Below are 22,350 nucleotides of genomic sequence, written 5' to 3'. Positions count from 1 at the left end.
CAGGTCGCGACGATGAGAGGGATGCCATGTCAAAGCCGCTGAATCCAGAAGGTGTCCGACGCCGCGTCATAGCGGTCAGCATCGCCGCAGCGTTGGGCGGGTTCCTCTTCGGCTTCGACACAGCCGTGATCAACGGCGCCGTCGACGCTCTCGCAGGAAACGTCTCAGGATTCGATCTCGGGGTCGGACTGAAGGGCTTCGCCGTCTCGTCGGCTCTCATCGGCTGTGCGGTGGGCGCGTGGTTCGCAGGACCGATCGCGAACAAGCGCGGACGCATCCCCGTGATGGTCGTCGCCGCGGCCATGTTCTTCATCTCGGCGATCGGCTCCGGCCTCGCCTTCAGCGTCGTCGATCTCATCATCTGGCGTGTCATCGGCGGCCTCGGCGTGGGTGCGGCATCCGTCATCGCTCCCGCGTACATCGCGGAAGTCTCACCGGCCGCCATCCGAGGACGCCTGGGCTCACTGCAGCAGCTCGCCATCGTCACGGGTATCTTCGCGGCGCTGCTGTCGGATGCTCTGCTCGCGAATCTCGCCGGAGCGGCCGATCAGCCGCTGTGGGGGCTCACGGCCTGGCGCTGGATGTTCATGGTCGCCGCGATCCCTGCGCTCGTGTACGGGCTGATGTCTCTCAGACTTCCGGAATCACCGCGATATCTCGTGAGGAAGGGCGATCTGAAGAAGGCCGCTGACGTCCTCGAGACGGTGACCGGAGCGGTCGATGTCGACGCGAAGATCAAGGAGATCACCAGCACGATCGACACGGAGCGCAAGGAGTCGCTGCGCGACCTGCGGGGGAGCCGCCTGGGCCTGAAGCCCATCGTGTGGGTCGGCATCCTGCTGTCGGTGTTCCAGCAGTTCGTCGGCATCAACGTGATCTTCTATTACTCCACGACGCTGTGGCAGTCGGTCGGATTCGACGAGTCCAGCGCATTGCTCACCTCGGTCATCACCTCGGTGACGAACATCGTCGTGACGATCGTGGCGATCCTGCTCGTCGACAAGGTCGGACGCCGCATCATGCTGCTCGTCGGTTCGGTGGGCATGACGGTGACGCTCGGCCTGATGGCCGTCGCCTTCTCGTTCGGCACGCTGAACGCCGAAGGCACTGCGACTCTGCCCGACCCGTGGGCCACTGTGGCGCTCATCTGCGCGAACGGCTTCGTGGTGTTCTTCGGGGCCACATGGGGGCCGCTCGTCTGGGTGCTTCTGGGAGAGATCTTCCCGAACTCCATCCGTGCAGGAGCCCTCGCGGTCGCTGCGGCAGCCCAGTGGGCGGCGAACTTCTTCATCTCGACGACGTTCCCGATCTTCGCCGACATCGGCCTCACATTCGCCTACGGCTTCTACGCGTTCTTCGCTCTGCTGTCGTTCTTCTTCGTGTACTTCAAGGTTCCCGAGACCAAGGGCAAGGAGCTCGAAGAGATGACCGACGAGCTGAAGGTGGAGCGCCGGGGCACCCGCAAGGCCACGTAGGCTGGGAGCATGACCGAGCACGTTCCCCGTCGCGCCAGCCTGGAAGTGCTGCGAGCAGAGGCGTCGGACGAACTCGCGGTGCTCATTCAGGAGCGTCTTCTCAGCGGAGAGGATCCCTGGGAGTTCATGGAGGAGCTGCCGAGCGTCGACGAGCTCGTGGTGTACCTGCTGCGCGCCGACAACATCAACGCGAACGACGGTGTGCGCCCGAATGAGGCACGCCACTATCGCGTGCTGCGTCAGATCGCCCTGGAGTATCCGGAGCTCACACCGGCCGTGTGGGGTCTGCTCGACGAGAAGCAGCGCCATCGCCGCTGGGACCCGACGGTCGCCGACGCGTCCTGAGGATCCTGTCGCGATGCCCAGGATGCTTCTCACCTACGACCCCGCCTGGGCGGATCAGTTTGCGAGCATCGCCGCTGAGATCCGCGGTCAGACGGATGCCGACTGGGTGATCGAGCACATCGGGTCGACGGCCATCCCGGGGATGCGGGCGAAGCCCGTCATCGACCTGGCGATCAGGATCCGTGATCTCGAGGAGTTCGAGACGCACCTGCCGGCGCTGGAGGCCGCAGGATGGCGACGGGGCAGCGCCGTGCGCACGCATCCCGTCATGATTCGCGAAGCCGACGGCATCCGCAGCGCGATCGCGCACTTCTTCGTCGCGGGGGAATGGGATGCCGCGAACCAGCGGATCCTCCGAGACTGGCTGCGCGCGCACCCGGATGATGTGGAGCGGTACTCGCATGCGAAGTGCGATGCGGTGGCGGCCGCTGCGCGGGGGCGTTCGACGTACAACGCGGCCAAGACCCCGGTGATCCAGGAGATCGTCGATCGCGCCCGAATCGCTCGCGGGCTGCCGTCTGTGCCGGTGTACGACAAGTAGGGTCGCGGGCCGCAGGAACGCCGCGTCCCGATCTGCGGACGGTGCCCCGATCTGCCTGCGTGCTGGCCGGATTCGTCCGCAGAACGGGACAGGGTCCGCGGGACGGGCCGGGTTTCGGAGACTGGGATGCAGAAAGGCCGCCACCCCGAGGGGTGACGGCCTTGAAGAAGCCTGATCAGCCGATGAAGGCTGCGAGATCCTGCTCGAGGGCCGGCTTCGGCTTGGCGCCGATGATGGTCGTCTTGACCTCACCGCCCTGGAACACCTTCATCGCGGGGATCGAGGTGATCTGGTACTTCATCGCCAGCTGCGGGTTCTCGTCCACGTTCAGCTTGAGGATGGTGATCTTGTCGGGGTTGTCCGCCTGGATCTGGTCCAGAACGGGGGCGACCATACGACACGGTCCGCACCACTCGGCCCAGAAGTCCACGAGGACGGGACCTTCGGCCTGCAGAACGTCCTGCTCCCAGGTCGCCTGGCTCGTAGCCTTTGCACTCATCAGAGTTCTCCTTGATTCGAGGTTCGCCTGCTACAACAGCGGGCGAGGTGAAACTGTTCCCGACCGCTCAGGCGGTGATGATCTCGGCGGCTTCCGCTGCCGGGAACTCGACGGAGGCATCCTCGAGATCCGCGAGGAAGTGCTCGGCGTCGAGGGCCGCGACTGTGCCGGATCCGGCAGCGGTGATGGCCTGGCGGTAGGTGGGGTCGATGACGTCGCCGGCGGCGAAGACGCCGGGAACCGAGGTCTTCGACGAACGGCCGTCGACCCAGATGGTTCCCTCGGCCGTGAGCTCGAGCTTGTCGTGCACGAGGTGCGTACGCGGGTCGTTGCCGATCGCGATGAACAGGCCGTCGAGGGCGAGGTCGCTGAGCGTGCCGTCGAGCGTGTTGCGCAGCTGGACGCCCGAGACGGCGTCGCCACCGAGGATCTCGGCGACCTCGCTGTTCCACACGAACTCGATCTTCTCGTTCGCGAAGGCACGCTCCTGCATGATCTTCGAGGCACGCAGGGAGTCCTTGCGGTGGATGACGTAGACCTTCTCCGCGAAGCGGGTGAGGAACGTCGCCTCTTCCATCGCAGAGTCGCCGCCGCCGACGACCGCGATCGTCTTCTCCCGGAAGAAGAAGCCGTCGCACGTGGCGCACCACGAGACGCCGTAGCCCGAGAGACGCTCTTCGCCCTCGATGCCCAGCTTGCGGTAGGCCGAGCCGGTCGCGTAGATGAGCGACTGGGTCTCGTGGACGGTTCCGCTGCCGAGCGTGACCTTCTTGACGGGACCGGCGAGATCGAGCTCGGTGACATCGTCGTAGACGACCTCGGTACCGAACTTCTCAGCCTGCTCCTGGAACTTCGCCATGAGCTCGGGCCCCTGGATCCCGTCGGGGAAGCCCGGGTAGTTCTCGACCTCGGTGGTGTTCATCAGCTCTCCGCCGACCTCGACCGTGCTCGCGATGAGCAGCGGCTTGAGGTTCGCGCGCGCCGCGTAGATGGCGGCGGTGAATCCGGCAGGACCGGAACCGATGATGATGACCTGACGCATGTGCTCTCCGTCGTAGATGCTGAGACGCCGAAAGACGTTCGACTGCTTCAACCAATGGTAACCGCGCGACATTCCCGCGCGTGGATGCTCAGCGACCGGGCAGGAAGCGCCGCAGCATGGAGCCCGCGACCTTGAGCTCGGGCGCACGGAGGAGTGCCAGGATGCCGATGTAGACGACCACCACGGCGGCGCCGATGATGCACGTGCCGAGGGCGCCGAAGAGTTGACTCTGCAGGGTCCAGCCGTCGTCGCCGCCCATGAGCAGGAAGACGCCCCACCCGGCGGCGCCGGCGGGGATCGCCGCGAGAGCGAACCGACCGATCGCCAGCATCCAGGATCCGATCCGGAGGCCGCCGATCTTGCGGTGCAGCAACCAGATGGCGAGAAGTGTCTGCAGCGTGCTTGCGATCGATTGCCCGAGAGCGACGGCGGCGGCCAGAAGGCTGGCGGGGAGGACGTCGGCGGCGTAGAGGAACGACGCGAGCAGGGCCGTGCCGACGACAAGAGTGCACTGGAAGATCGTGAACCAGAACGGCGTGCGTGTGTCGTCGTAGGCATAGAAGGTGCGCTGGACGATGAAGAGGATCGTGAGCGGGAGGAGCCCGATGAGGTACGCGATGAGCACCGGAGCCGCCGCGAAGCTCTCGTCGACAGATCGGGTGAACACGCGCGATGCTGGAAGCGTGGCGGCGGCGACGGCGGCGATCGCAGCCATGATGAAGAACACCAGGGTGCGGATGCTGCGGCTGATGTCCGCTCGAACCTCGTCGTCGCGGCCGGCCGCCGCATGCTCACTGATCTGCGTGAAGTAGGGCGTTCCAATCGACAGCACGATGACCGAATACGGGAGCATGAAGACGAGCCAGGCGTTCGCCATCACAGTCGTGGAGGCGTCGGTACCGGAGACGGCCGTGGCGATGCTGGTCTGGAAGAATCCCGCGGCGATGCCGGCGAGGGCCATCAGCAGCGTCCACCCGGCGAGTCGTCCGACGGTGCCGAGACCGGCGCCGCGCCAGCGGAAGTCCGGGCGCAGCGAGAGGCCGGTGCGTCGCCAGAACACGAGCAGCACGAGCGCCTGAAGCACGATGCCGAGTGTGGCGGTGCCGCCGAGCATGGCGGTCATCTCGGGCGTCCAGGCCGCGGCCCTCGTGGGCACGTTGCCGAACAGAGCGCCGAGCGCGAGGAAGCCCGCGATCGACACGACGTTGTTGACGACTGGCGCCCACGTGAACGGGCCGAAGATGCGACGCGCGTTGAGCGTCTCGCCGAGCAGCGCGTAGATGCCATAGAAGAGGATCTGAGGCAGGCACCAGTAGGCCAGCGCCGTCGCGAGGGCGCGCAGTTCCTGCTGCTTGTCGGATGTCGCGAGCAACACGAGGCCGGGAGCCGCGAGCATGGCGATCGCGGTGCAGATCAGGAGCACCACGACACCGAGCGTGAACATCTTCGAGATGAACGCGCCACCGCCGTCGGGCTTGGCAGTGGCCTTCACGATCTGCGGCACGATCACGGCTGTCAGCACACCCACCGAGATCAGCTGGAACACGCTGTTGGGAAGCTGGTTCGCCACAGTGAAAGCGTCAGCAGCCTGCGAGATCGATCCGAGAACGCCGACGAGTACGATGCTGCGCAGCAGGCCGGTGACTCGAGACACCATGGTGCCCGCAGCGATGACGGCGCTGGCACGACCGAGACTACTCATTCGACTCCTCGACGGCGACGGCATCCGCGTCGGCATCCGGTTCAGGTGCGTCCTGCGCGAGGGCTTCGCGGCGTCGACGGCGGACGGTGCGGATGATGCCCAGGCCGAGCAGCAGCACGATGAGGGCGCCGAGGACGCCGAGTCCGATGGCCTCCCATTCGGCGCGCACCGAGACGCGGACCGTCTCCGGCTGGCTGATGGGCACCCCGGTGGGGCTCGAGAGCTGCAGCGCCAGGGTGACCTCGCCGCTGCCGACGCGGGCGGACACGGGAACCTTGACCCTGGTGGTGGTTCCGGGCTGGATCGTCCAGGGGGTCACCGACTGCACATCGAGGCGCGGGTCGCTGGGCTTGACGCTGAGCTCGATGTTCACCGGCCACGGCAGATCGTTGCGCACCGAGAACGGCAGGTCGGCATTGGCGGAGAGCAGCTGGATGGTGCTCGCCGGGGGGATGTCGACGGAGGCGAGCGTGTCGGTGGTCGCGGTGTTCACCGCTGCGACCGCTTCATCGAATCGGTCCTCGCTCAGGCCCACCGCCGTCGCGCGCATGATCTGGATGCGCTTGGGACTCAGCAGGAGCTGGCGATCGTCGAGGATCGTCGCGAACTCTCCGAGCACGACCTCGCTGTCGAGCATCCGCTGCAGCGACGTCGCCCGCGTGACATCGGCCTCGGCGGTCAGAGTGACGGCGGTGGGAGCGGCGGCGAGCACGCTCGTGAGTCCGAATCCGAGCGAGTCGACGGCGGCGATCGCGTCGTTCAGCGCCTCGGCGGTGCGCGTCTCGTCACGGTCGAGGCCGACGAGGCGAGGCGTCCCGGGGCTCGCCTGGCCGGACAGATAGAGGTGAGCGCTGGCCTCTGCGAGCGAGCGCTGGCGAAGGGCGGGGTCCTCTTCGTTCGCGGCATCGGACAGGGCATCGGAGGTGGCCGCATCCGACACGAGTACGTTCTGTGCGCCGACGGTCGCGCGGGCGCCGACGGCACCGCTGACCGTCGTCGAGGACAGGACCGTGACGGCGCCGTCGGGCAGGTAGGCGGCGAAGGTCGCCAGGTCCGTGGCGGAGACGTCGCTGCGCGGCCACAGGGTGCCGGGAGTGGCGCCTTCGACGGCGGTGAGCTCGGCATCGTCCGGCAGCACCGGGCCGTCGGCAGGGTCGGGCTCCTCGCTCGGAGTCTCCGTCGGAGTGGGAGTCGGTGAGGGCGTCTCTTCGGGAGGCGAGGTGAAGTTCGCCGGGGTGAGGAAGGGAGTGAGCGTCGTCGGCTGCAGGAGCTGGGGGAGACCCGCCTGCGACTGGGTCGTGGCATCCGCATCGCCGAACTGCAGGGCGAAACGCTCGTTCGGCAGTGCGTCGAGCTGCTGCAGCCACTCCTGTGCGCTCTGGGGTGCTGCAGATCCGAGGACCTTGATCGACGCGACGATGGCCGGGTCGATCGCGAGGATCGCCGAGGTGCCGCGGACGCCTTCGAGGACGGCGGTGAGCGAACCGTCCTGCGCGGTGAGCGCGGTCAGCTCCTCCGCAGTGAGAAGAGCTCCGTCGACCGGTGTCGCCGTGATCGGCACCATGACGGCGACCGGCGGGTTCGCGGCGGCGGAGACCACGAGCACGGATGTCGAGGTCACGGCCTCTGAGGCATCCTGTCCGTCGGGCTGCGCGCCCGTGAGAGTCGCTCGCAGCGCATAGACGCCGGGAGCCAGGGCGCCGAGTGTCTCCGGGGGGATGAACAGACTCGAGGTCACGGACGATTCGGGCTCGACCGGCGCGGTGGTGTCGGCACCGAGCTGATCGAATGCGCCGGTGGCCTCGGCATCCTCCAACCAGGTGGTCACGGCGGCCTCATCGGTGAGAGGCGTGCGGTTCAGCTCGACGGTCACGCGCCCGGCCGACAGCTGCGACGTCGCATCGTTCTGCACCGTCAGGGATGCCGTCGTGGCGCTGCCGGGAGAGACGGTCCCGCGTACCCCCGCCGACACGAACAGCTCGGCGGCAGGGGTCTCATCGGTGTCGGAGTCGCTCGCCGCCACGGCGTTCGTCGCACCGAGCCCGCACATGCCGAGAACGATCGCCGAGATGACGGTTCCGCGTGCCAGGCGCTGCAGGCGCGTGCGGAGGCCGTTCTCGGGGGTGGTCGCGGTCATGGGAGTCTTTCTCGAACGCCGGGATCCCAGGCTGTTCGTGAGTGCTGACCCTGTGATTCTAGGCGGCAGGCCGAAGGAGAACCCTGAACACGCGTAGAGTGACGGCCGTGTCCGACACCCTCACGCCCGTACCCGATCCGCGCCGCAGCACCGCACTCGCGGCGGATCTGGATGCCGCAGACTTCCGCTCGGAGCCGCTCCGTCGCCTGTGGGGCGAGGAGGAGGACGACGCCCTGGCGCGAGGAATGCGCGAGCCGATCCTGCGGGCGATCGCCGGTGACGACGGTGTGCTCGCGACCCTCGGACGACTCCTGGTGCTCGGGATGCCGCAGCTCGCCGGCCCCGTGGCATCGGCCCTGCCGCACCTCGGTGTCGACGGCCTGGTGGCCCTGGGGCTGGCCCGGATCCACGGCGATCACGTCGTTCCCACCGCGCTGCTGCGTCCGCAGTCGTTCGTGGATGCCGACGGGATCGGCGAATGGTGGATCGCCAGCGACCTCGACGAGGTGGCGCTCGACGGGGCGCTTCCTGCAGACCACGTGCTCGGTGTGGGTGGTGCGTCGCGCACGCTCGCCGAGATCATCATGCCGATCGAGGTCGATCGTGCGCTGGACCTCGGCACCGGCTGCGGCATCCAGGCCCTCCTCGTCGCGCGGCATGCGGGCGCGGTGGTCGCCACCGACATCTCTGCACGAGCCCTCGCCTACGCCGAGCTCAACGCCCAGCTGAACGGCGTCTCGAACATCGAGTTCCGCCTCGGCAGCATGTTCGAGCCCGTCGACGGCGAGGCGTTCGACCTGATCGTGTCGAACCCGCCGTTCGTGATCACCCCTCGCGCCGAGGGCGTGCCCGAGTACGAGTACCGCGACGGCGGCCTCGTGGGGGACGCGCTCGTCGAGCAGTTCCTGCGCGCCGTCCCCTCGTTCCTCACCCCCGGCGGGGTCGCCCAGCTGCTCGGCAACTGGGAGTCGCGCGGGGCCCAGCGCGAGCTGACCGGCCGGGTCGGTCTCGATCGGCTGTCATCGTGGGTGCCCGGAGAGCTCGACCTCTGGGTCATCCAGCGCGAGGAGCTCTCACCGCTCGCCTATGCGGAACTCTGGATCCGCGACGGCGGCACCACTCCCCGCGACTCCTCATTCACTCCGCTGCTCTCCGCCTGGCTCGACGACTTCGCCGCACGCGGTGTCACCGCCGTCGGCTTCGGCTACATCCTGGTGCGTCGGCCGACGGCATCCGCGCCGGGTGCACCGCTGCGTCGTCTCGAACGCCTCTCGCAGCACGTGTCGAACGTCGGAGGGGCGCTGCGCTCGGGGCTCCTCGCGCACGACCAGATCGTCGACGGCCTGCCCTCCACTCTCTTCACCGCCCCCGACGTCACCGAGGCGCGTCACCTGCTGCCCGGCAATGACGACCCGAGCATCATCGAGCTCCGTCAGGGTGGAGGGTTCGCGCGGACGATCACCGTCGACCCCGCGCTCGCCGCCTTCGTCGGCGCCTGCGACGGAGACCTCACCGTCATGCAGATCGTCGCGGCCCTGGCCGACCTGTTCGAGGTCCCTCTCGTCGACCTCTGGGCCGACCTCGAGCCGCGCATCCGCCAGCTCGTTCTCGACGGACTGCTGGTGACGGGGGAGTGATGCAGGAATACTCGGCAGTATCTATGCGTTCGAATACACCATGAAGGCTTTCGGATTCCTCTCCTTCGGGCACTACGCCGACGTGCCCGGTTCGGCGACCCGCACCGCGGGAGACATGCTGAAGCAGACCATCGAGATCGCTGAGGGCGCCGACGAGATCGGCGTCAACGGCGCATCGGTGCGTGTGCACCACTGGGCGCGGCAGGCGGCATCGCCCATGCCCCTGCTGTCGGCCATGGCTGCGCGCACGAAGCGCATCGAGGTCGGCACCGGCGTGATCGACATGCGCTATGAGAACCCGTTCCAGTTCGCGGAAGAAGCTGCGGCCCTCGACCTGATCGCCGACGGGCGAATCGCGCTCGGCGTGAGCCGTGGTTCACCCGAGACGGCCCTGCGCGGCTACGAGACGTTCGGATTCCATGACGAGGAAGATCCCGAGCGGGGAAGCGTGATCGCACGCGAGAAGTTCGACCTCTTCCTCCGTGCGATCGACGGCGAGGGCCTCGCCCCCGGTGACCCCCGCATGGTCGGGGCGGGTCGGTATCTCGCGATCGAACCGCAGTCGCCGACGCTGCGCGACCACATCTGGTGGGGTTCGGGTTCTCGTGCGACCGCCGAGGAGACCGGACGCAAGGGGCTCAACATGATGAGCTCGACGCTTCTCACCGAAGCGACCGGCGTGCCGTTCCACCAGCTGCAGCGTGAACAGATCGACCTCTTCCGCTCCGCCTACAAAGAGGCAGGGCACACCGGCACTCCGCGTGTCTCTGTGAGCCGCAGCGTCTTCCCGCTGGTGTCCGACATGGACAGGGCGTACTTCGGACTGCGGAGCGAGGAGAACGCCGACCAGATCGGCATCATCGACGGCTACCGTTCGACGTTCGGCAAGACCTACGCGGCCGAGCCCGACGTGCTCATCCAGCAGCTGCTCGCCGACGAGGCGGTCATGTCTGCCGACACCCTGCTGCTGACGATCCCGAACCAGCTCGGCCCGGCGTACAACCTGCACGTGCTCGAATCGTTCGCGACGCACGTCGCGCCGGCGCTCGGGTGGAAGCCGAACACCGAGGGCCGCGTCGAGGGATACGCGATCTGAGGCCTCTTCCTGGATGACGACGGGGCATTAAAGCAAGGCGTCGAAACAGCCTGAGATCGCAGTCTGTGGGCCTCAAGTGCCCGAGCACCTGGGTTCGTCGGTGGGGTACCCATAGAATGACAACCATTCGGCGGCATGCAGCCCGCCCGGGGGCCAGGAGGTGGAGCGATGGCGAGAGCGCCCATCAATCCCTTGACTCTCAGCTGGGCGCGCGAGGTCAATCATGTGAGCACGGAAGACCTCGCTCACGCCGTCGGGGTCAAGCCCACTCGCGTTGAAGAATTTGAGAGTGGCGACGCCCTCCCGACATTTCGGCAGCTCACGCTCCTCGCCACCAAGCTCGACAGACCGCTCGGCTTCTTTTTCGCGCCCCCGCCCGCTGTCCCTGATGTGCCGGATACCGCGGACTTCAGAGGTCGCGCACATGCCAGCCTCCCCGCCGATCTAGCGAAGGAGATGCGTCGAGCTGAGCAGCACCGAGACGCCATGCTGGATCTCGGCGGGCGGCCGGAGCGGAAGCTGAACGGGGGCGCAATCGGCTGGAGCAACATTCCTGTCCGGGCGCGGGAGCTGAGAAGGCAGTTCGGGCTCACAGATGTCTTCGTCCCTCCAGAGTCCGCCAATAGTCAGGTCTTCAACTTCTGGCGTGGCTTGCTTGAAGAGCATGGTGTGTTGGTTTTCCAGACCACGAAGATCTCCCTCGAAACCTTCCGCGGGCTTTCTGTACATCACGAGGAACTCCCTGTTGTGATGGTGAACGGCGGGGATAGCCCGGCGGGTAGAACATTCACTCTGTTCCATGAGGTTGCCCACCTCATCAATAGAACCAGCGGGCTATGCGTTCTACGGGAGACGGTCGACGAAGAGGCCATCGCCAACAACTTCGCGGCGAACTTCCTCATGCCGGAGGCTGCGGTCCGAACCAACCTGAAGTACGCGGATGATCCATTCGCGGCCTCTGAGCACCTTGCCCGGCACTTCAAGGTCAGCAACCTCGCTGCCGCGGTGCGCCTCCGTCGTCTCGATTTCATCGATGATGAGGACCTCGATGAAGTTCGGACGGCCAGCGAAGAGACCTGGGAACGAGCGCGAGAAGCCCTGAAGCAGAAGGATGGCTTCGTCCCCCCATGGCGGCTCCGGTACCGCGATCTCGGATCCTCTTACATCGGCACAGTTGCTCGGGCTCTGGAAGATCGCCGGGTTGACCTCGTCGACGCTACCTACCTACTCAATGCTCGGCTTCCGATGGTTGAGCAGATGCTCAGCGAGTACTACCGAACAGGTGGTGCCGAATGAGCTACACCCTCGACACCAACATTCTGATCGGATTGATACAGCGATACCCCCGGGACATCTTTCCTGCGATGTGGGACAGCATCGAAGCAACAGTCGCAGCTGGAGAGAGCTGTATTTGCGAGGCGATCCTCCGCGAGGTACATCGGGGCGGCGATGACCTCCATGACTGGGCGAAGAACCTCCAGGGGTTCGTCTGTTCCATTACTGATGAGGAACTGGTCACCGTCGCTCAGATCGGTGCTGCTCACCCAGGATGGGTTCAGGGACAACTTAACGAGGCAGATCCTTTCGTGATCGCGCACGCGAAGGCGGAGCAGTCCACGATCGTCTCGGAAGAGAACCGCAAGGGTCCGGGAGCTGAGGACAAGAATCAGAAGATCCCCAACATCGCCGACGAGCATCGGGTACGAACCATCAAGTTCTTCGACTACATCCGCGCCTACGGCTGGCAGTTCTAAGGCCGCCGCACCCACGCGTCGCGACGGCTCGGTCATCAGATCCCGAGAGCCTGGATCTCCTCGATTCTCTCGATTGTCATCTCAAGCATGAGCGGCCTCGAGTTCGGCTTCAGCGTTGTATTGCTCCACTGCCTCCATCATCACCCGGGACATCTCCTCCATCAGCTCAGCGTCGATCGCCTCGATGTTGGGTTGAGTGCCGTAGCTCTCATCGTTCATAGCCCTGTAAAGGGTTGGTCGAGATACACCGAGATCCCTCGCGACCTTGGCCACAGGAACTCCGAGATCAATGCGCTCCCGAGCGATCTCGATCTGCTCTAGCGCCAGGGCGTAGCGTTTCTTCCGCTTCTTGTATGTGCCCTTCTTCTTGGCCTGAGCGATTCCCTCAGCCTGACGCTCCCTCGAGATGTCCCGCTCGAACTCCGCAAAGACGCCGAGAATGTTGAGCTGGAGATTCTGCGCCGCCGTCGCTCGCTCGCCCGGGGCGAAGCTCATCCCATCCTTCTCGAACCGGACAGAAACTCCTTTCGCCAGGAGTTCAGCAACGATGTCGCGTAGATCACGAATGCTCCGGGCGAGGCGATCCACGCTCCAGACCACGAGCGTGTCTCCGTCTCTGCAGTAGTCGATCGCAAGCCGCAGCTGAGGGCGCGCCTTTCTATCCTTACCGCTTTGCTTCTCTCTGAAGGATCTACCGCCAGAGGCTTCGCAGGAGGCCGCAAGTGCTTCCTGTCGGGCCAGGTTCTGATCCCTGGTTGAGACTCTCAGGTAGGCGACTTCTTGGCCATTGGGGTGGGGTGTGTCAATCACAAGCCTGCTCCATTCGTTTGTGTCAAAGACATATCGCAGTGACTTGCGGTTGACGCGCCAAAGCGTATCGAGCGACTGGGAGCTGACGGTGTTCGCACCTGTGGTTGAGATTGACACTCGCAACGCATCGCCAAGATCAACGACCCGGGCCACACAAGCCGATGTCGGCTCGCATCGATAGGCTCATGTCAGCGCAACAGAAGCGGGGGCTGCGATGGGCTTGAACTGGCCGGGTGTAAGCACTGGCAACAGTGAGATGAGTGACGAGACTCACGCCGAGGTTGCGAAGGTTCTGGACCAGTTCGGGGACGCTGTAGCGAGGCGACTCGACGAACTCGACCTCGCTCGTCACCTCTCGCCGTTCTTCCGACCCTTTTCGCTGGTCGTGCTCCGGGACAGCGATCAGCTTCTTGTGGGCCTGTCACCCGCGGCAGCGATGTCGCAGTTGCTTTGGCTCGATCGCCCTTCAGATCTGGTGGCTCTCCGCGCGGTGGGGAATCTCGTAACTCAACAGTTGGGCCTGGAACTCGCAGCGCTCGTCAGCCTGCCGCTGCCGACGGACTCGCAGCGATTGGAGAAGGTCGAAGCAGCCGCCGCTGCTCATGCCAAGGAAGTAGAGACCATGAACACCCTGGAGAAACTCGGCGACTTCCAGCATGTAAGGCATCTCGAGCCTTACCTCAGAGCCTTCCTCGAAGACCACCCGGAACCCAGTCGGAATGTGTTCATCATGATGCGCTTCGGTGCGACCCCTCAGATGAAGCAGATCCATGACGCCATCGTGGCTGGTCTGGCCGAACACGGAATGAATGCTGTGCGTGCCGATGACCGGGACTACACCGGCGAGCTGTGGTCCAACATCGAGGTTTACTTGACTGGTTGCGCCTACGGCATCGCCGTCTTCGAGGACATCGAACAGCGAGACTACAATCCGAATGTTTCCCTCGAACTCGGGTATCTGATGGGCCGGGGCAAGCGGACCCTTCTTCTGAAGGAGAAGCGGCTGCCGAACATGCCTTCAGATGTGGTCCATCGCCTGTACAAGGAGTTCGACGGGTTCGACATCGATAACTCAATCAAGCGCGAGGTCGGTACATGGATTACCCGGGACCTCAGGATTTGAAACATGGCGGCAAAGCAGCGGCCTGAACTCAGCGCGGAAGCGGTGGAGCTGATGGGGCTGATCCGAGATCGATACCTCGGGTCCGGGGAGTTCAACGGTCTGCACATCCGGAAGGCTCGCGTTGAGTCAGCGCGAGCGCCCGCCATCGAGCTTCTTGAAGCCAGCCTGATTCAGGTGATGACCGGAGCGGACTACCCGAACATTCACATCCGCCCCTGGCCGTCGAAGCGTTCGACTGATGACCAGATCCAAGACATGCGGGACTTGACACGCTCGGACTACGGTCTTTGCCTCTACCCCACCACCGCTGGCATGAAGGGCGTGCGTCTCCCAAGTCGGCTCGCGGGTCGCCCCTTTGCCCGGGCCATGGCTCGGGGAAAAGGCACGCTGGAGCTGGCCTACTTCCAGTTCGATGTTCTTGAGCAGTACAGGAACGACAGCCGATTCCGCTTCGACATCGGTGATACCGGCGCGAGCATGGGCCTCAGCGATGAAGCGTTCGATGACGAGGGGGTCTTCGAGCGGGATCATGTCGGCCTGAACCACATCGGCTTCGCCTACGATCTGACGGCTTACGATCCGAAGGACGCAGAATCACCCATCGAACGCAGAGTGGCAGTGTTCCATTGCGACCTCATCACGCTGACCCCCGAGCATCAGCGCCGCTGGGAGACATACCAGGTCGACGGGACCAACCTGGAGCCGCATCCCCTCTGGTGGAACTCTCAGATGGGGATCTTTCCGGACGGCGTCGGCCCTTTCAACAGACTCTTCATGGAACTCGCGAACCTGAACGAGCTGGCCGTCCTCGCCTTCGACCAACCAATGTTCCGTTCCACCGAACGGCCCTCTGACATGGGATGGCTACTGCGTCCGTCTCAGCGGGAGTGGGATGACTTCGTGCTCCAACTCGACAAGGTTCTCTCGGACAACCTCCAGTCCGACTTCTTTAAGGCGGCTGGGATTGAGGCCGTTGACGAGCGAGGCCAGCGTTTGGGCACACTCAAGAGGTTCGAGCGCTTCCTGCAGAGCGGTGGCGTGGCTGAGGACAGGGCGAAGAAGATCGTTTCGCCGATGGCGGCAGTGAGGGAGGCCCGCCAGGGACCGGCCCACCGGATCCGTCTGAACATCACGGATCAGACCTTCATCCATCAGCAGATCGAACTTGTGAACAACATCTACTCGGCACTGGGTGCAACCCGGGTTTGGCTCGCTACCCACCCGAAATGCGCTGGGTGGGAAGAGAAGCACAAGGATCTTCTCACCTACATGCTTTGACGGGCTGCAGCGATCGCGCCGGGAGAACATCTGGCCCGCAGAAGCCAGACACTACGATGAAATCAGACCGACGGAAAGGGCGGTATGAGCGACGAGGGCGATACAGACAAGTCACCGGCTGACGAGCCGCAGATTGCGGATTGGTCGAACCCCACCCCCGAGGAAGCCGCAGAGCTGCTCAAGCGCAGCCCCGACGAGCTGGCCCGGTTCGCCGTCACCCACCCGCCTTTTGCCCAGTTTCTCTCTGTGGGATTCGAGGCGCTGCGGGAGGTGCGAGCGGGCGATCGCGAGTCGATTCCGAAGATTGGCACTCCCTACTTCGAAACTGCCAACAACACCATCGAGGGGCTTTTGAAGAGGCTCGATCAAGACGGCGTGAGCGATGCGGAGCGCGAGCGGATCTACGAGATCATCGACAGCACGCAAAAGCAGAGCGGCAAAACGACCAGCGAGCTGATCGATGCGAATAACAAAAGCAGCAGACGAACTCAGTTCATCATCGGTGGCCTTCTGACAGTTGGTCTGGTCGTCGTTGCGACCCTCACCAACAAGGGATCACCGCCGCCGCAGGCGCTTTCATAATCTCTCCACGCATCAGGGCCACGATCCGCTGTTGGATCGTGGCCCTGTGGTGTCGCACACCAGCTCAGCGCGCCTGCTCCAATGCTCGCAGCTCCTCTTCATCGAGCGTGAGGCACATGGGAGCCATTCGACGCAGAGCAGTTTTCGGGTCTTCGGGCAGTCTGTAGTAGACGGCGAATCGAGCGGGATCGCTCAGGACAGTTCCCCGCCCATCAGCCGACCTGGCTCGCTTCGAGATCTGCACATCTTTGACCGGGCCTCCAGCCGACGCTCCGGCCAGAGTCTCAGCTCGCCCCATGATGCTGTCCATCAGTGCCTCCCCGTTGTAGACAGCTCGTCTGCGATCACGGCGGCCAGTTCGAAGAGGGCTTCGGCGTCATCCTTGAATCCGTCCGCCTCCGACCCGATGCTCGCCTCCTCTAGCCAGTGGAGCTGCCACGCTGCTTCGTCGCAATGCTCGGGATGATCCAGCCAGCTCCAATCACAGGAGCCAAACTCCGTAGTGCGTAGTGTCCCGTTGCAGACAGTGCTTTAAATCCGTTCTCTGAGCGATGTGGGGATCTCCATGTCAGTGCCACCTCCGCCGACCACGCCGAGGAGCCGTCAGACCTACGCTTCTGTAGTGGCCAGACGCCCTCAGGTAGTAGTACTGGGATGAAATCTCCAGCTTGAAGGTTCGGTCATCGAGCAGGGCGTGGGCCTCGTCAGGATGCTCCTGAGCGAACTCCTGGAGATCCATACCTGTGTAGTCCCCGATGGGGACGATTGTGTCTGTAGCGTTCACGATTTCCATTTCTTCTCGAAAATTTTGCAAAGCATGTTGCACCAGCGTTGGGATGGCGCCCCAACACAGAAGGCCCGGTGCAGGGGTACGCCCTATGACGAATACTCGGCGTACGGAATTTCGTGTCCTTCACTCTCGATGCAACTGGCGCCACTAGCATGACGCCATGAGGACGCATCTCGGCACCGCGATTGTCGGCATCGGCGCGGCGGTAGTGGTGTGGGCGATCACCACGGGTCTGGACATTCTTCAGATGCCCTGGTCGTTAATATCTGCGGTTGCGATTGGACTGGTTGCGGCTCTGGTCGGTTCCCTCGTGATCGGTCGCGGGCGCGACGGGACCGTCACTCACCGGACCGTGTCCGGCCTTCGCGGCCGAGGCGACGTGCGTGTCTCACGAGTGGACGCCGATGTTCCCACCGGCGGCCACGTGAGTTCCGAAACTGCATCTGACATCTCGGGCCGAAACATCGAAATCTCCGACATTCGCTCAGGCACGACGCCAGAAAATCCGACAACGAAGGACCCCTCTGACCCCGAGAGCGGCCAAAAGTGACTGATTACCACATCAACTGGTCATCGGAACTGGAGAAAGCGCGCACCTTCCTGGCCGACGCGGGAGGTGTCCTGCACGTCCGTGCGGACTCCGCGTGCATGCCGTCCCAGTTCCTAAACGTGCTTGCAGGGATAGCGCAGCAGGTGCCTCTTTCTCGCTTGGTGGCGAAGGTGGAACCGCATAATCAGTTGACTGCGAGCCCGTTGGCTGCTTTGAAGGAGATATTCCGAGTCATCGGTGCGTCGAAGCCGTTCGCCCCTCCTCAGCAGCACTTGTCGGTCACGGTCGCAAGCGACGTGCATGCTTGGTTCGGATCGGTAACGGTAGAGAACGTGCACGTGTACGTAGGGAGCATCAGTGAAGCTGAAGAGATCGGCGCTCTGATACGGCTGCTCGACGATGAGATCGATGGCGGACGACGTTTTGACGACCTGCTCGTAGTTTTCAGCAACTGTGATTCGATGTCCTCGACCCTGAGGCGCGACTTCCATCACAGCATCTGGCAACCAGCCCTCGAGAAGATGGTGGACCTAGGCGCGCACGTCGTCTTCCAATACAGTTCCTCAGATCTTGCTGTCGAGGGCGAGTCGCTGCCAGCGATGTCGCCGCACATGATTGATCTACCCCGGAGTCTCGTGGGCATGCAAGATGAGTTTGCTGAGCTGGCGCTCAGACTCTCGTGGGAACGTGAAGAGCGTGATGCACTCGTTCTGGCGCGAGGGATCTTGGAAACGAGCCACACGGTTGAGGCGCTTTACGCTGCGATGGCGATGTTGATGATGCGGAAGGGATCGGCCTCCTGATGTCTACTACCGAGATTGCTGAACGCCCTGAGGTTGTCGTTCTCGCCGCCGCCAGCGCTCATACGCCGAAGTCCGCAGATGATGCTCTTCGGGCATTTGGTTTCGATGACAGTGTGTTGGCCCCACTTCGCATGTTCGGCTTCATCACGCACAGCGCTGGCGAGTGGCAGTTCGAGCCAGGTCTGCGCAAGCAGGTACTCGCGAACGTGTCGAGGAACGACGATCTGTGGTTGCGAGCCAACCGGCACTATCTGTCGCTCGCGGGTTCCTCCGCGGCTGGAACGCCCGCCTATTTGGCGACAGGGGCTGGGCGCGCCTACCACTCGACTGAACTTAGTCCCGCCACCGGTGCTCGCGAGTACAGGGATGTTGCCGACGTCGATTCGCTGGCCATAAACATTCAGGGTCTGACTTTGGCGGAGGAGCAGACCGAACGGGGGTTGATCGAGGTCGACTCGACCGACGTCCTGTTCCTTCGCGCTATGACGGCATACCGTTCCCAACGAGAAGCCGAAGCAATCGCCCTGTTCCGGGAATTCCTTGAGCATGACGACGAGTCCCGGGAGGCAGCGATTGCGCAGCACCTCGTCGCCCACTGGGATTGTCAACACACGGCACCGAACAAGAATGAGAACTTCATTCCGTTATTCAAGAAGAGTCTGCGAAGCGGGGTGCGCCTCAAGGACAGTTGGCACCAGGCGCAGGTTCTTCACTCGACGGCACTTTGCATAGCGAAGCAGAAGCCAAAGAACGTCCAACAAGCCATCAAACTGCTCCTGAGGAGTCTGGACCTGCTGACCGAAGCGGACGACCAGTGGGGACGCGCGAAGGTTCTTCACTCGCTTGGCCAGATTCTGGGCCGCATGCCCGGTATGTACAAGCAAGCGCATAGCCGCTTAGCAGAGAGTAGGCAGATCGGACTTGACCTCGGCTACGAGGGCCACGTTCGACAGGTCGATGCGTCTATGAGTGCGCTCAAGGACCGCAAACCGAGCGAGTCGAGCCGCCGGCGCGTCGCGCGGAAGCAGCAGGAGAAGCCGCTAAAGAATGACCACCGCAGCATGTGAGTCCAGCTCGACCGTCACTCTCGCCCATCACCCGACCTATGTCGAGGCACCACTAGGGTGAGTGAAACGATCTGGAGGGGTACAGATGGGGCGATCCCGTCTGAGAACCACCGAGACTGAGTGATACGAAGGGGCGGATGCTGCGGCATCCGCCCCTTCGCCGTTCTCTGAGTCCGCTTCTGCCCTCGACACCGGCAGCGATATATCGATACGCTCGCCGCATGCGTGCGGCCAGGGGTGGACTTCTTGCAGGGGCGACCGTGCTGGTCGCGACGCTGGTCGGTGTGATTCCGGCCGCGGCGGCCACCACCACATCGTGGGCGAGCTGGCAGCCGCTCACCGGAACGAGTGGGGCATACACGACCACCGTCGAGATCGCCGCGCAGCCCGCGATGACCGCCACCATGACGAGCGATTCGCGCTCGGGGCAGGTGGGCGTCATCTCGGGCTCCACGAACTGGCTGTCGCAGGGAACCCCCGTCGGCGCCAAGTACGGCACCAGCCTCAACGAGCAGTACCTGAACCTGCGGCCGAAGGTCGACAACGCCACGAGTCCGTCGACGACCACGTACTCGTTCGCGTCGCCCACACCGGCGTCCGGCTGGACCTTCGTGCTGGGTGACATCGATGCCGACTCGGTGCGCATCCAGGCCCTCGGGGCGAACGGCCAGGCGCTGACGGAAGAGCAGCTCGGCTTCCAGGGCGGGTTCAACTACTGCGCCCCCGGTCTCGCCGGCAAGCCCTCGTGCACGGGAGACGCCGCAGACGTGCCGACGTGGGACACCGCGACGCAGACGCTCACGGGCAACGCGGCGGCGGCCGACACGAGTGGCGCGGCAGCCTGGTTCGAGCCCTCGGTGCCGATCACCTCGCTCACCTTCTTCTTCACGCGCCGAGCCGGATTCCCGGTGTACCAGACCTGGTTCGCGTCGATCGCCCGTGACATCTCGGGCACGGTCACCGACCAGGCCGACGGTGTGCTCGAGGGCGTCGCGCTCTCACTCACCGACGCGAACGGCGACATCGTGGGCACGACGACGACCGGCGCCGGAGGCACTTATTCGTTCCCCGGTTTCGTCGCGACAGGCGGATACACGGTGCGGGTCACGCCACCCGACGGCAAGATCGCCGTGGGCTCGACGTCTCAGGCGGTGGACCTCACGACGGATGACGACGTCGCCGACTTCGAGGTGCGCAACATCGTTCCCGTGGCGGTCTCCGGCCGGGTCGTCGATGGCGAGGGCAATCCGGTCGCGGGTGTCACGGTGACCGTCGACGGCACGCAGACCACCACGACGGATGCCGACGGCAACTATCTCTTCGACGAGGTCGCGGTCGGCCCGCACACCGTCGTCGTGACACCGCCTCCCGGCTTCAGCACGACGGATCCGACGGAGCCGCTGGTGGTGCCGGAAGACAGCGAAGTGCCGATCATCCTCGATGACTTCGTCCTGGTCGAGAATCCCGACCTCAGCGGAGCCGTGCGCGCGAACGGCACCGGTGTCGCCGGCGTCGTGATCACCGCATCCTCGGGCGGCGACGTCGTCACCGCGGTCACCGACGCGAGCGGTGCCTACCGGTTCCCGAGGCTGCCCTCCGGGGAGTACGAGGTCACGATGACGACCCCCGACGGCTACACCGCGACCGGCCCCGTCAGCCGCACGGAGGATCTCGACGCAACCGACGTCGCGAACGTCGACTTTGAGCTGGCGCGCTCTGGCGCGCTCGCCGGAGTGGTGCGCACGGAGGGCGGGGCGCCGGTGAGCGGAGTCGTCATCACCGTCGGCACGGACGAGGGATCGCAGCAGCTGACGACGGATGCTGACGGCAGCTACGGGCTCGATGACCTGTCGCCGGGCACCTACACGCTGACCATCACGGCGCCGTCGGGCAGCACGATCGTCGGCCCCTCGACGCTCACTGTCGTGGTCACGGCTGCCGGCGAGACGTTCGTCGACCAGGACTTCACGCTCGCCGCGGCGGTCGTCATCCCGCCGGATCCGACCGACCCCACCGACCCGACCGATCCATCGACTCCGCCGAGCACGGGTGGCGGTCAGCTGCCCGGCACCGGACTCGGGCCGGAGACCTTCGCCTGGGCAGCGGGAGGCGCGGCCGTGCTGGTGCTCGGAGTCGTGCTGTTCCTGATCGCCCGGCGTCGCGCGAACCGCGACTGAGTACGACGCGGCATCCGCCGTGTGCCTCAGCGCGGGTGGAGAACCTGGAACAGCTCGCAGACGACGGGCATGTCGGGCTCGAAGCCTCGCGGGCTCTCGGAATGAGTGCGCCAGTAGCGTTCGTGCGACTCGCGCCAGTAGCGAAGCGTGCGGTCGCCCTCTCCCTCGGCGTGAGCGTGCTCGGCCGTGACCTGGTCGAACGGCACTGTGCGCACGTCGATCGTCCGGATGACGGCGCGCGGCGCCCCTGACCCGTCGAGGATGATGCTTAGCTCGCCCGCGGAGGGAACGGGATCGCCGGAGGCCTCGTAATCCCAGAGCGACGAGGCGGTTCCGGTCTTCGCGCCCGAGAGCACCAGGGCGAGCAGCGCATCGGCGTGGTCGGGCGTCGCCCCGAACGCCCAGGCTTCGGGGAGTTCCGACGGAAGGGAGGGGTGCTCTGCGCGGACGCGGTGCCAGAAGTCGGTGATCGCGGCGCCATCGGTCATGCAGCCAGCCTAGGCCGCGGCATCCGATCGACCGTCTCCGGCGGTGCTCCGCGGTGACACATACTGAACAGATGAACCTCCCCGGCCACGCCTTCAGCACGACCACCTGGGCAGACGTCGAGCCCACGATCCATGCGGGCATCACCGGCGAAGCCGTGTGGCGGTCTCAGCAGATCGGTGACACGCGCATCCGCATGGTCGAGTACTCACCCGGGTATCTGGCCGACCACTGGTGCACCCGCGGGCACGTGCTCTTCGTCATCGAGGGCAGTCTCGACACGGAGCTCGAAGACGGCCGAACGTTCACCCTGCATCCCGGGGAGAGCTACCAGGTCGGCACGGACATGGAGCCGCACCGGTCGAGCACGACGACGGGTGCTCGGCTGTTCGTCGTCGACTGAGGGCGCCGCCGGGACCGAAGCCCCGACGACGCCCGAACAGCGGATGCGACCGA

Annotated in this window: 21 protein-coding genes; 15 read left to right on the top strand and 6 right to left on the bottom strand. The window is 64.8% G+C overall.

The window, feature by feature from the left end:
* The first annotated feature begins 26 nt into the window (after window positions 1-26).
* Genes JOF42_RS02655 through JOF42_RS02645 form a run of 3 tightly spaced genes read left to right on the top strand, consistent with a single transcriptional unit; the run spans window position 27 to window position 2,361 of the window.
* Window positions 27-1,475: a sugar porter family MFS transporter gene (locus JOF42_RS02655; protein WP_210096436.1), complete on the top strand. Its 1,449-nt coding sequence runs from the start codon at window positions 27-29 to the stop codon at window positions 1,473-1,475.
* A gap of 9 nt (window positions 1,476-1,484) precedes the next feature.
* On the top strand, window positions 1,485-1,820 hold the full coding sequence (locus JOF42_RS02650; RefSeq protein ID WP_210096435.1) for a tryptophan synthase subunit alpha: 336 nt from the start codon (window positions 1,485-1,487) through the stop codon (window positions 1,818-1,820).
* A 13-nt stretch (window positions 1,821-1,833) separates the two neighbouring features.
* Entirely contained in the window at window positions 1,834-2,361 is a 528-nt protein-coding gene (locus tag JOF42_RS02645) for a GrpB family protein (RefSeq protein ID WP_210096434.1), read from the top strand.
* A 175-nt stretch (window positions 2,362-2,536) separates the two neighbouring features.
* Here JOF42_RS02645 and trxA read toward each other — a convergent pair whose 3' ends face one another.
* From trxA to JOF42_RS02625, 4 genes are all read right to left on the bottom strand, one after another.
* A complete protein-coding gene (gene trxA, locus JOF42_RS02640) occupies window positions 2,537-2,860 on the bottom strand; it encodes a thioredoxin (protein WP_042541543.1) in 324 nt (107 codons plus the stop codon).
* 67 nt (window positions 2,861-2,927) lie between these two features.
* Entirely contained in the window at window positions 2,928-3,902 is a 975-nt protein-coding gene (gene trxB / locus JOF42_RS02635) for a thioredoxin-disulfide reductase (RefSeq protein WP_210096433.1), read from the bottom strand.
* An 88-nt stretch (window positions 3,903-3,990) separates the two neighbouring features.
* Entirely contained in the window at window positions 3,991-5,604 is a 1,614-nt protein-coding gene (gene murJ, locus JOF42_RS02630; RefSeq protein ID WP_210096432.1) for a murein biosynthesis integral membrane protein MurJ, read from the bottom strand.
* Window positions 5,597-7,741, bottom strand: coding sequence for a DUF6049 family protein (locus tag JOF42_RS02625; protein ID WP_210096431.1), 2,145 nt, complete (start codon window positions 7,739-7,741; stop codon window positions 5,597-5,599). Before JOF42_RS02625 ends, murJ begins: the two co-directional genes overlap by 8 nt.
* 98 nt (window positions 7,742-7,839) lie before the next feature.
* Between JOF42_RS02625 and JOF42_RS02620 the strand changes: the two genes are divergently transcribed.
* The 4 genes from JOF42_RS02620 to JOF42_RS02605 all read left to right on the top strand — a co-directional run bounded on the left by JOF42_RS02620 (window position 7,840) and on the right by JOF42_RS02605 (window position 12,228).
* Entirely contained in the window at window positions 7,840-9,378 is a 1,539-nt protein-coding gene (locus JOF42_RS02620; RefSeq protein WP_210096430.1) for a DUF7059 domain-containing protein, read from the top strand.
* Window positions 9,379-9,418: 40 nt separating this feature from the next.
* The gene (locus tag JOF42_RS02615; RefSeq protein WP_210096429.1) at window positions 9,419-10,474 is read left to right on the top strand and encodes an LLM class flavin-dependent oxidoreductase; all 1,056 of its coding nucleotides are present in this window, start codon (window positions 9,419-9,421) and stop codon (window positions 10,472-10,474) included.
* A gap of 225 nt (window positions 10,475-10,699) precedes the next feature.
* Entirely contained in the window at window positions 10,700-11,770 is a 1,071-nt protein-coding gene (locus JOF42_RS02610; protein ID WP_210096428.1) for an XRE family transcriptional regulator, read from the top strand.
* Window positions 11,767-12,228, top strand: a complete 462-nt coding sequence (locus tag JOF42_RS02605) for a DUF4411 family protein (protein ID WP_210096427.1) — start codon at window positions 11,767-11,769, stop codon at window positions 12,226-12,228. The genes JOF42_RS02610 and JOF42_RS02605 overlap by 4 nt, the downstream gene beginning before the upstream one ends.
* Window positions 12,229-12,309: 81 nt before the next feature.
* Here JOF42_RS02605 and JOF42_RS02600 read toward each other — a convergent pair whose 3' ends face one another.
* The gene (locus JOF42_RS02600; RefSeq protein ID WP_307803514.1) at window positions 12,310-13,155 is read right to left on the bottom strand and encodes a recombinase family protein; all 846 of its coding nucleotides are present in this window, start codon (window positions 13,153-13,155) and stop codon (window positions 12,310-12,312) included.
* A 139-nt stretch (window positions 13,156-13,294) separates the two neighbouring features.
* On the opposite strand from JOF42_RS02600, the gene JOF42_RS02595 reads away from it, so the two are divergent.
* From JOF42_RS02595 to JOF42_RS02565, 7 genes are all read left to right on the top strand, one after another.
* Window positions 13,295-14,161, top strand: a complete 867-nt coding sequence (locus JOF42_RS02595; RefSeq protein ID WP_210096426.1) for a hypothetical protein — start codon at window positions 13,295-13,297, stop codon at window positions 14,159-14,161.
* A gap of 3 nt (window positions 14,162-14,164) precedes the next feature.
* Window positions 14,165-15,439: a hypothetical protein gene (locus tag JOF42_RS02590; RefSeq protein WP_245340699.1), complete on the top strand. Its 1,275-nt coding sequence runs from the start codon at window positions 14,165-14,167 to the stop codon at window positions 15,437-15,439.
* A gap of 84 nt (window positions 15,440-15,523) precedes the next feature.
* Window positions 15,524-16,021, top strand: coding sequence for a hypothetical protein (locus tag JOF42_RS02585; protein ID WP_210096425.1), 498 nt, complete (start codon window positions 15,524-15,526; stop codon window positions 16,019-16,021).
* Window positions 16,022-16,971: 950 nt separating this feature from the next.
* On the top strand, window positions 16,972-17,361 hold the full coding sequence (locus JOF42_RS02580) for a hypothetical protein (protein WP_210096424.1): 390 nt from the start codon (window positions 16,972-16,974) through the stop codon (window positions 17,359-17,361).
* Entirely contained in the window at window positions 17,358-18,164 is an 807-nt protein-coding gene (locus tag JOF42_RS02575; protein WP_210096423.1) for a hypothetical protein, read from the top strand. The genes JOF42_RS02580 and JOF42_RS02575 overlap by 4 nt, the downstream gene beginning before the upstream one ends.
* Window positions 18,164-19,231: a hypothetical protein gene (locus tag JOF42_RS02570; protein WP_210096422.1), complete on the top strand. Its 1,068-nt coding sequence runs from the start codon at window positions 18,164-18,166 to the stop codon at window positions 19,229-19,231. Before JOF42_RS02575 ends, JOF42_RS02570 begins: the two co-directional genes overlap by 1 nt.
* A gap of 221 nt (window positions 19,232-19,452) precedes the next feature.
* Window positions 19,453-21,408 carry a carboxypeptidase regulatory-like domain-containing protein gene (locus JOF42_RS02565; RefSeq protein WP_210096421.1) on the top strand — a complete coding sequence of 652 codons (1,956 nt, stop codon included), beginning with the start codon at window positions 19,453-19,455 and terminating at the stop codon, window positions 21,406-21,408.
* Between the two features lie 26 nt (window positions 21,409-21,434).
* Here the strand turns inward: JOF42_RS02565 and JOF42_RS02560 are convergent, their stop codons facing one another.
* Window positions 21,435-21,896: an ASCH domain-containing protein gene (locus JOF42_RS02560; protein ID WP_210096420.1), complete on the bottom strand. Its 462-nt coding sequence runs from the start codon at window positions 21,894-21,896 to the stop codon at window positions 21,435-21,437.
* A 71-nt stretch (window positions 21,897-21,967) separates the two neighbouring features.
* Here JOF42_RS02560 and JOF42_RS02555 point away from each other — a divergent pair, with 71 nt between their 5' ends.
* Window positions 21,968-22,297, top strand: a complete 330-nt coding sequence (locus tag JOF42_RS02555; RefSeq protein ID WP_210096419.1) for a DHCW motif cupin fold protein — start codon at window positions 21,968-21,970, stop codon at window positions 22,295-22,297.
* Window positions 22,298-22,350 lie beyond the last annotated feature (53 nt).

Origin of the sequence: Microbacterium phyllosphaerae (assembly GCF_017876435.1) — a bacterium.
GTDB lineage: Bacteria > Actinomycetota > Actinomycetes > Actinomycetales > Microbacteriaceae > Microbacterium > Microbacterium phyllosphaerae.
The sequence above is the reverse complement of the archived record's forward strand: the minus strand, read 5'-3'. Positions and strand labels throughout refer to the sequence as shown.

Excerpts from the sequence above, each read along its gene's own strand:
- JOF42_RS02555 (WP_210096419.1), top strand. The coding sequence starts at position 21,968 with ATGAACCTCCCCGGCCACGCCTTCAGCACGACCACCTGGGCAGACGTC.
- JOF42_RS02560 (WP_210096420.1), bottom strand. The coding sequence starts at position 21,896 with ATGACCGATGGCGCCGCGATCACCGACTTCTGGCACCGCGTCCGCGCA.
- JOF42_RS02565 (WP_210096421.1), top strand. The coding sequence starts at position 19,453 with ATGCGTGCGGCCAGGGGTGGACTTCTTGCAGGGGCGACCGTGCTGGTC.
- JOF42_RS02655 (WP_210096436.1), top strand. The coding sequence starts at position 27 with ATGTCAAAGCCGCTGAATCCAGAAGGTGTCCGACGCCGCGTCATAGCG.
- JOF42_RS02590 (WP_245340699.1), top strand. The coding sequence starts at position 14,165 with ATGGCGGCAAAGCAGCGGCCTGAACTCAGCGCGGAAGCGGTGGAGCTG.
- JOF42_RS02585 (WP_210096425.1), top strand. The coding sequence starts at position 15,524 with ATGAGCGACGAGGGCGATACAGACAAGTCACCGGCTGACGAGCCGCAG.
- JOF42_RS02645 (WP_210096434.1), top strand. The coding sequence starts at position 1,834 with ATGCCCAGGATGCTTCTCACCTACGACCCCGCCTGGGCGGATCAGTTT.
- trxB (WP_210096433.1), bottom strand. The coding sequence starts at position 3,902 with ATGCGTCAGGTCATCATCATCGGTTCCGGTCCTGCCGGATTCACCGCC.
- JOF42_RS02595 (WP_210096426.1), top strand. The coding sequence starts at position 13,295 with ATGAGTGACGAGACTCACGCCGAGGTTGCGAAGGTTCTGGACCAGTTC.
- murJ (WP_210096432.1), bottom strand. The coding sequence starts at position 5,604 with ATGAGTAGTCTCGGTCGTGCCAGCGCCGTCATCGCTGCGGGCACCATG.
- JOF42_RS02580 (WP_210096424.1), top strand. The coding sequence starts at position 16,972 with ATGAGGACGCATCTCGGCACCGCGATTGTCGGCATCGGCGCGGCGGTA.
- JOF42_RS02650 (WP_210096435.1), top strand. The coding sequence starts at position 1,485 with ATGACCGAGCACGTTCCCCGTCGCGCCAGCCTGGAAGTGCTGCGAGCA.
- JOF42_RS02625 (WP_210096431.1), bottom strand. The coding sequence starts at position 7,741 with ATGACCGCGACCACCCCCGAGAACGGCCTCCGCACGCGCCTGCAGCGC.
- trxA (WP_042541543.1), bottom strand. The coding sequence starts at position 2,860 with ATGAGTGCAAAGGCTACGAGCCAGGCGACCTGGGAGCAGGACGTTCTG.
- JOF42_RS02570 (WP_210096422.1), top strand. The coding sequence starts at position 18,164 with ATGTCTACTACCGAGATTGCTGAACGCCCTGAGGTTGTCGTTCTCGCC.
- JOF42_RS02605 (WP_210096427.1), top strand. The coding sequence starts at position 11,767 with ATGAGCTACACCCTCGACACCAACATTCTGATCGGATTGATACAGCGA.
- JOF42_RS02615 (WP_210096429.1), top strand. The coding sequence starts at position 9,419 with ATGAAGGCTTTCGGATTCCTCTCCTTCGGGCACTACGCCGACGTGCCC.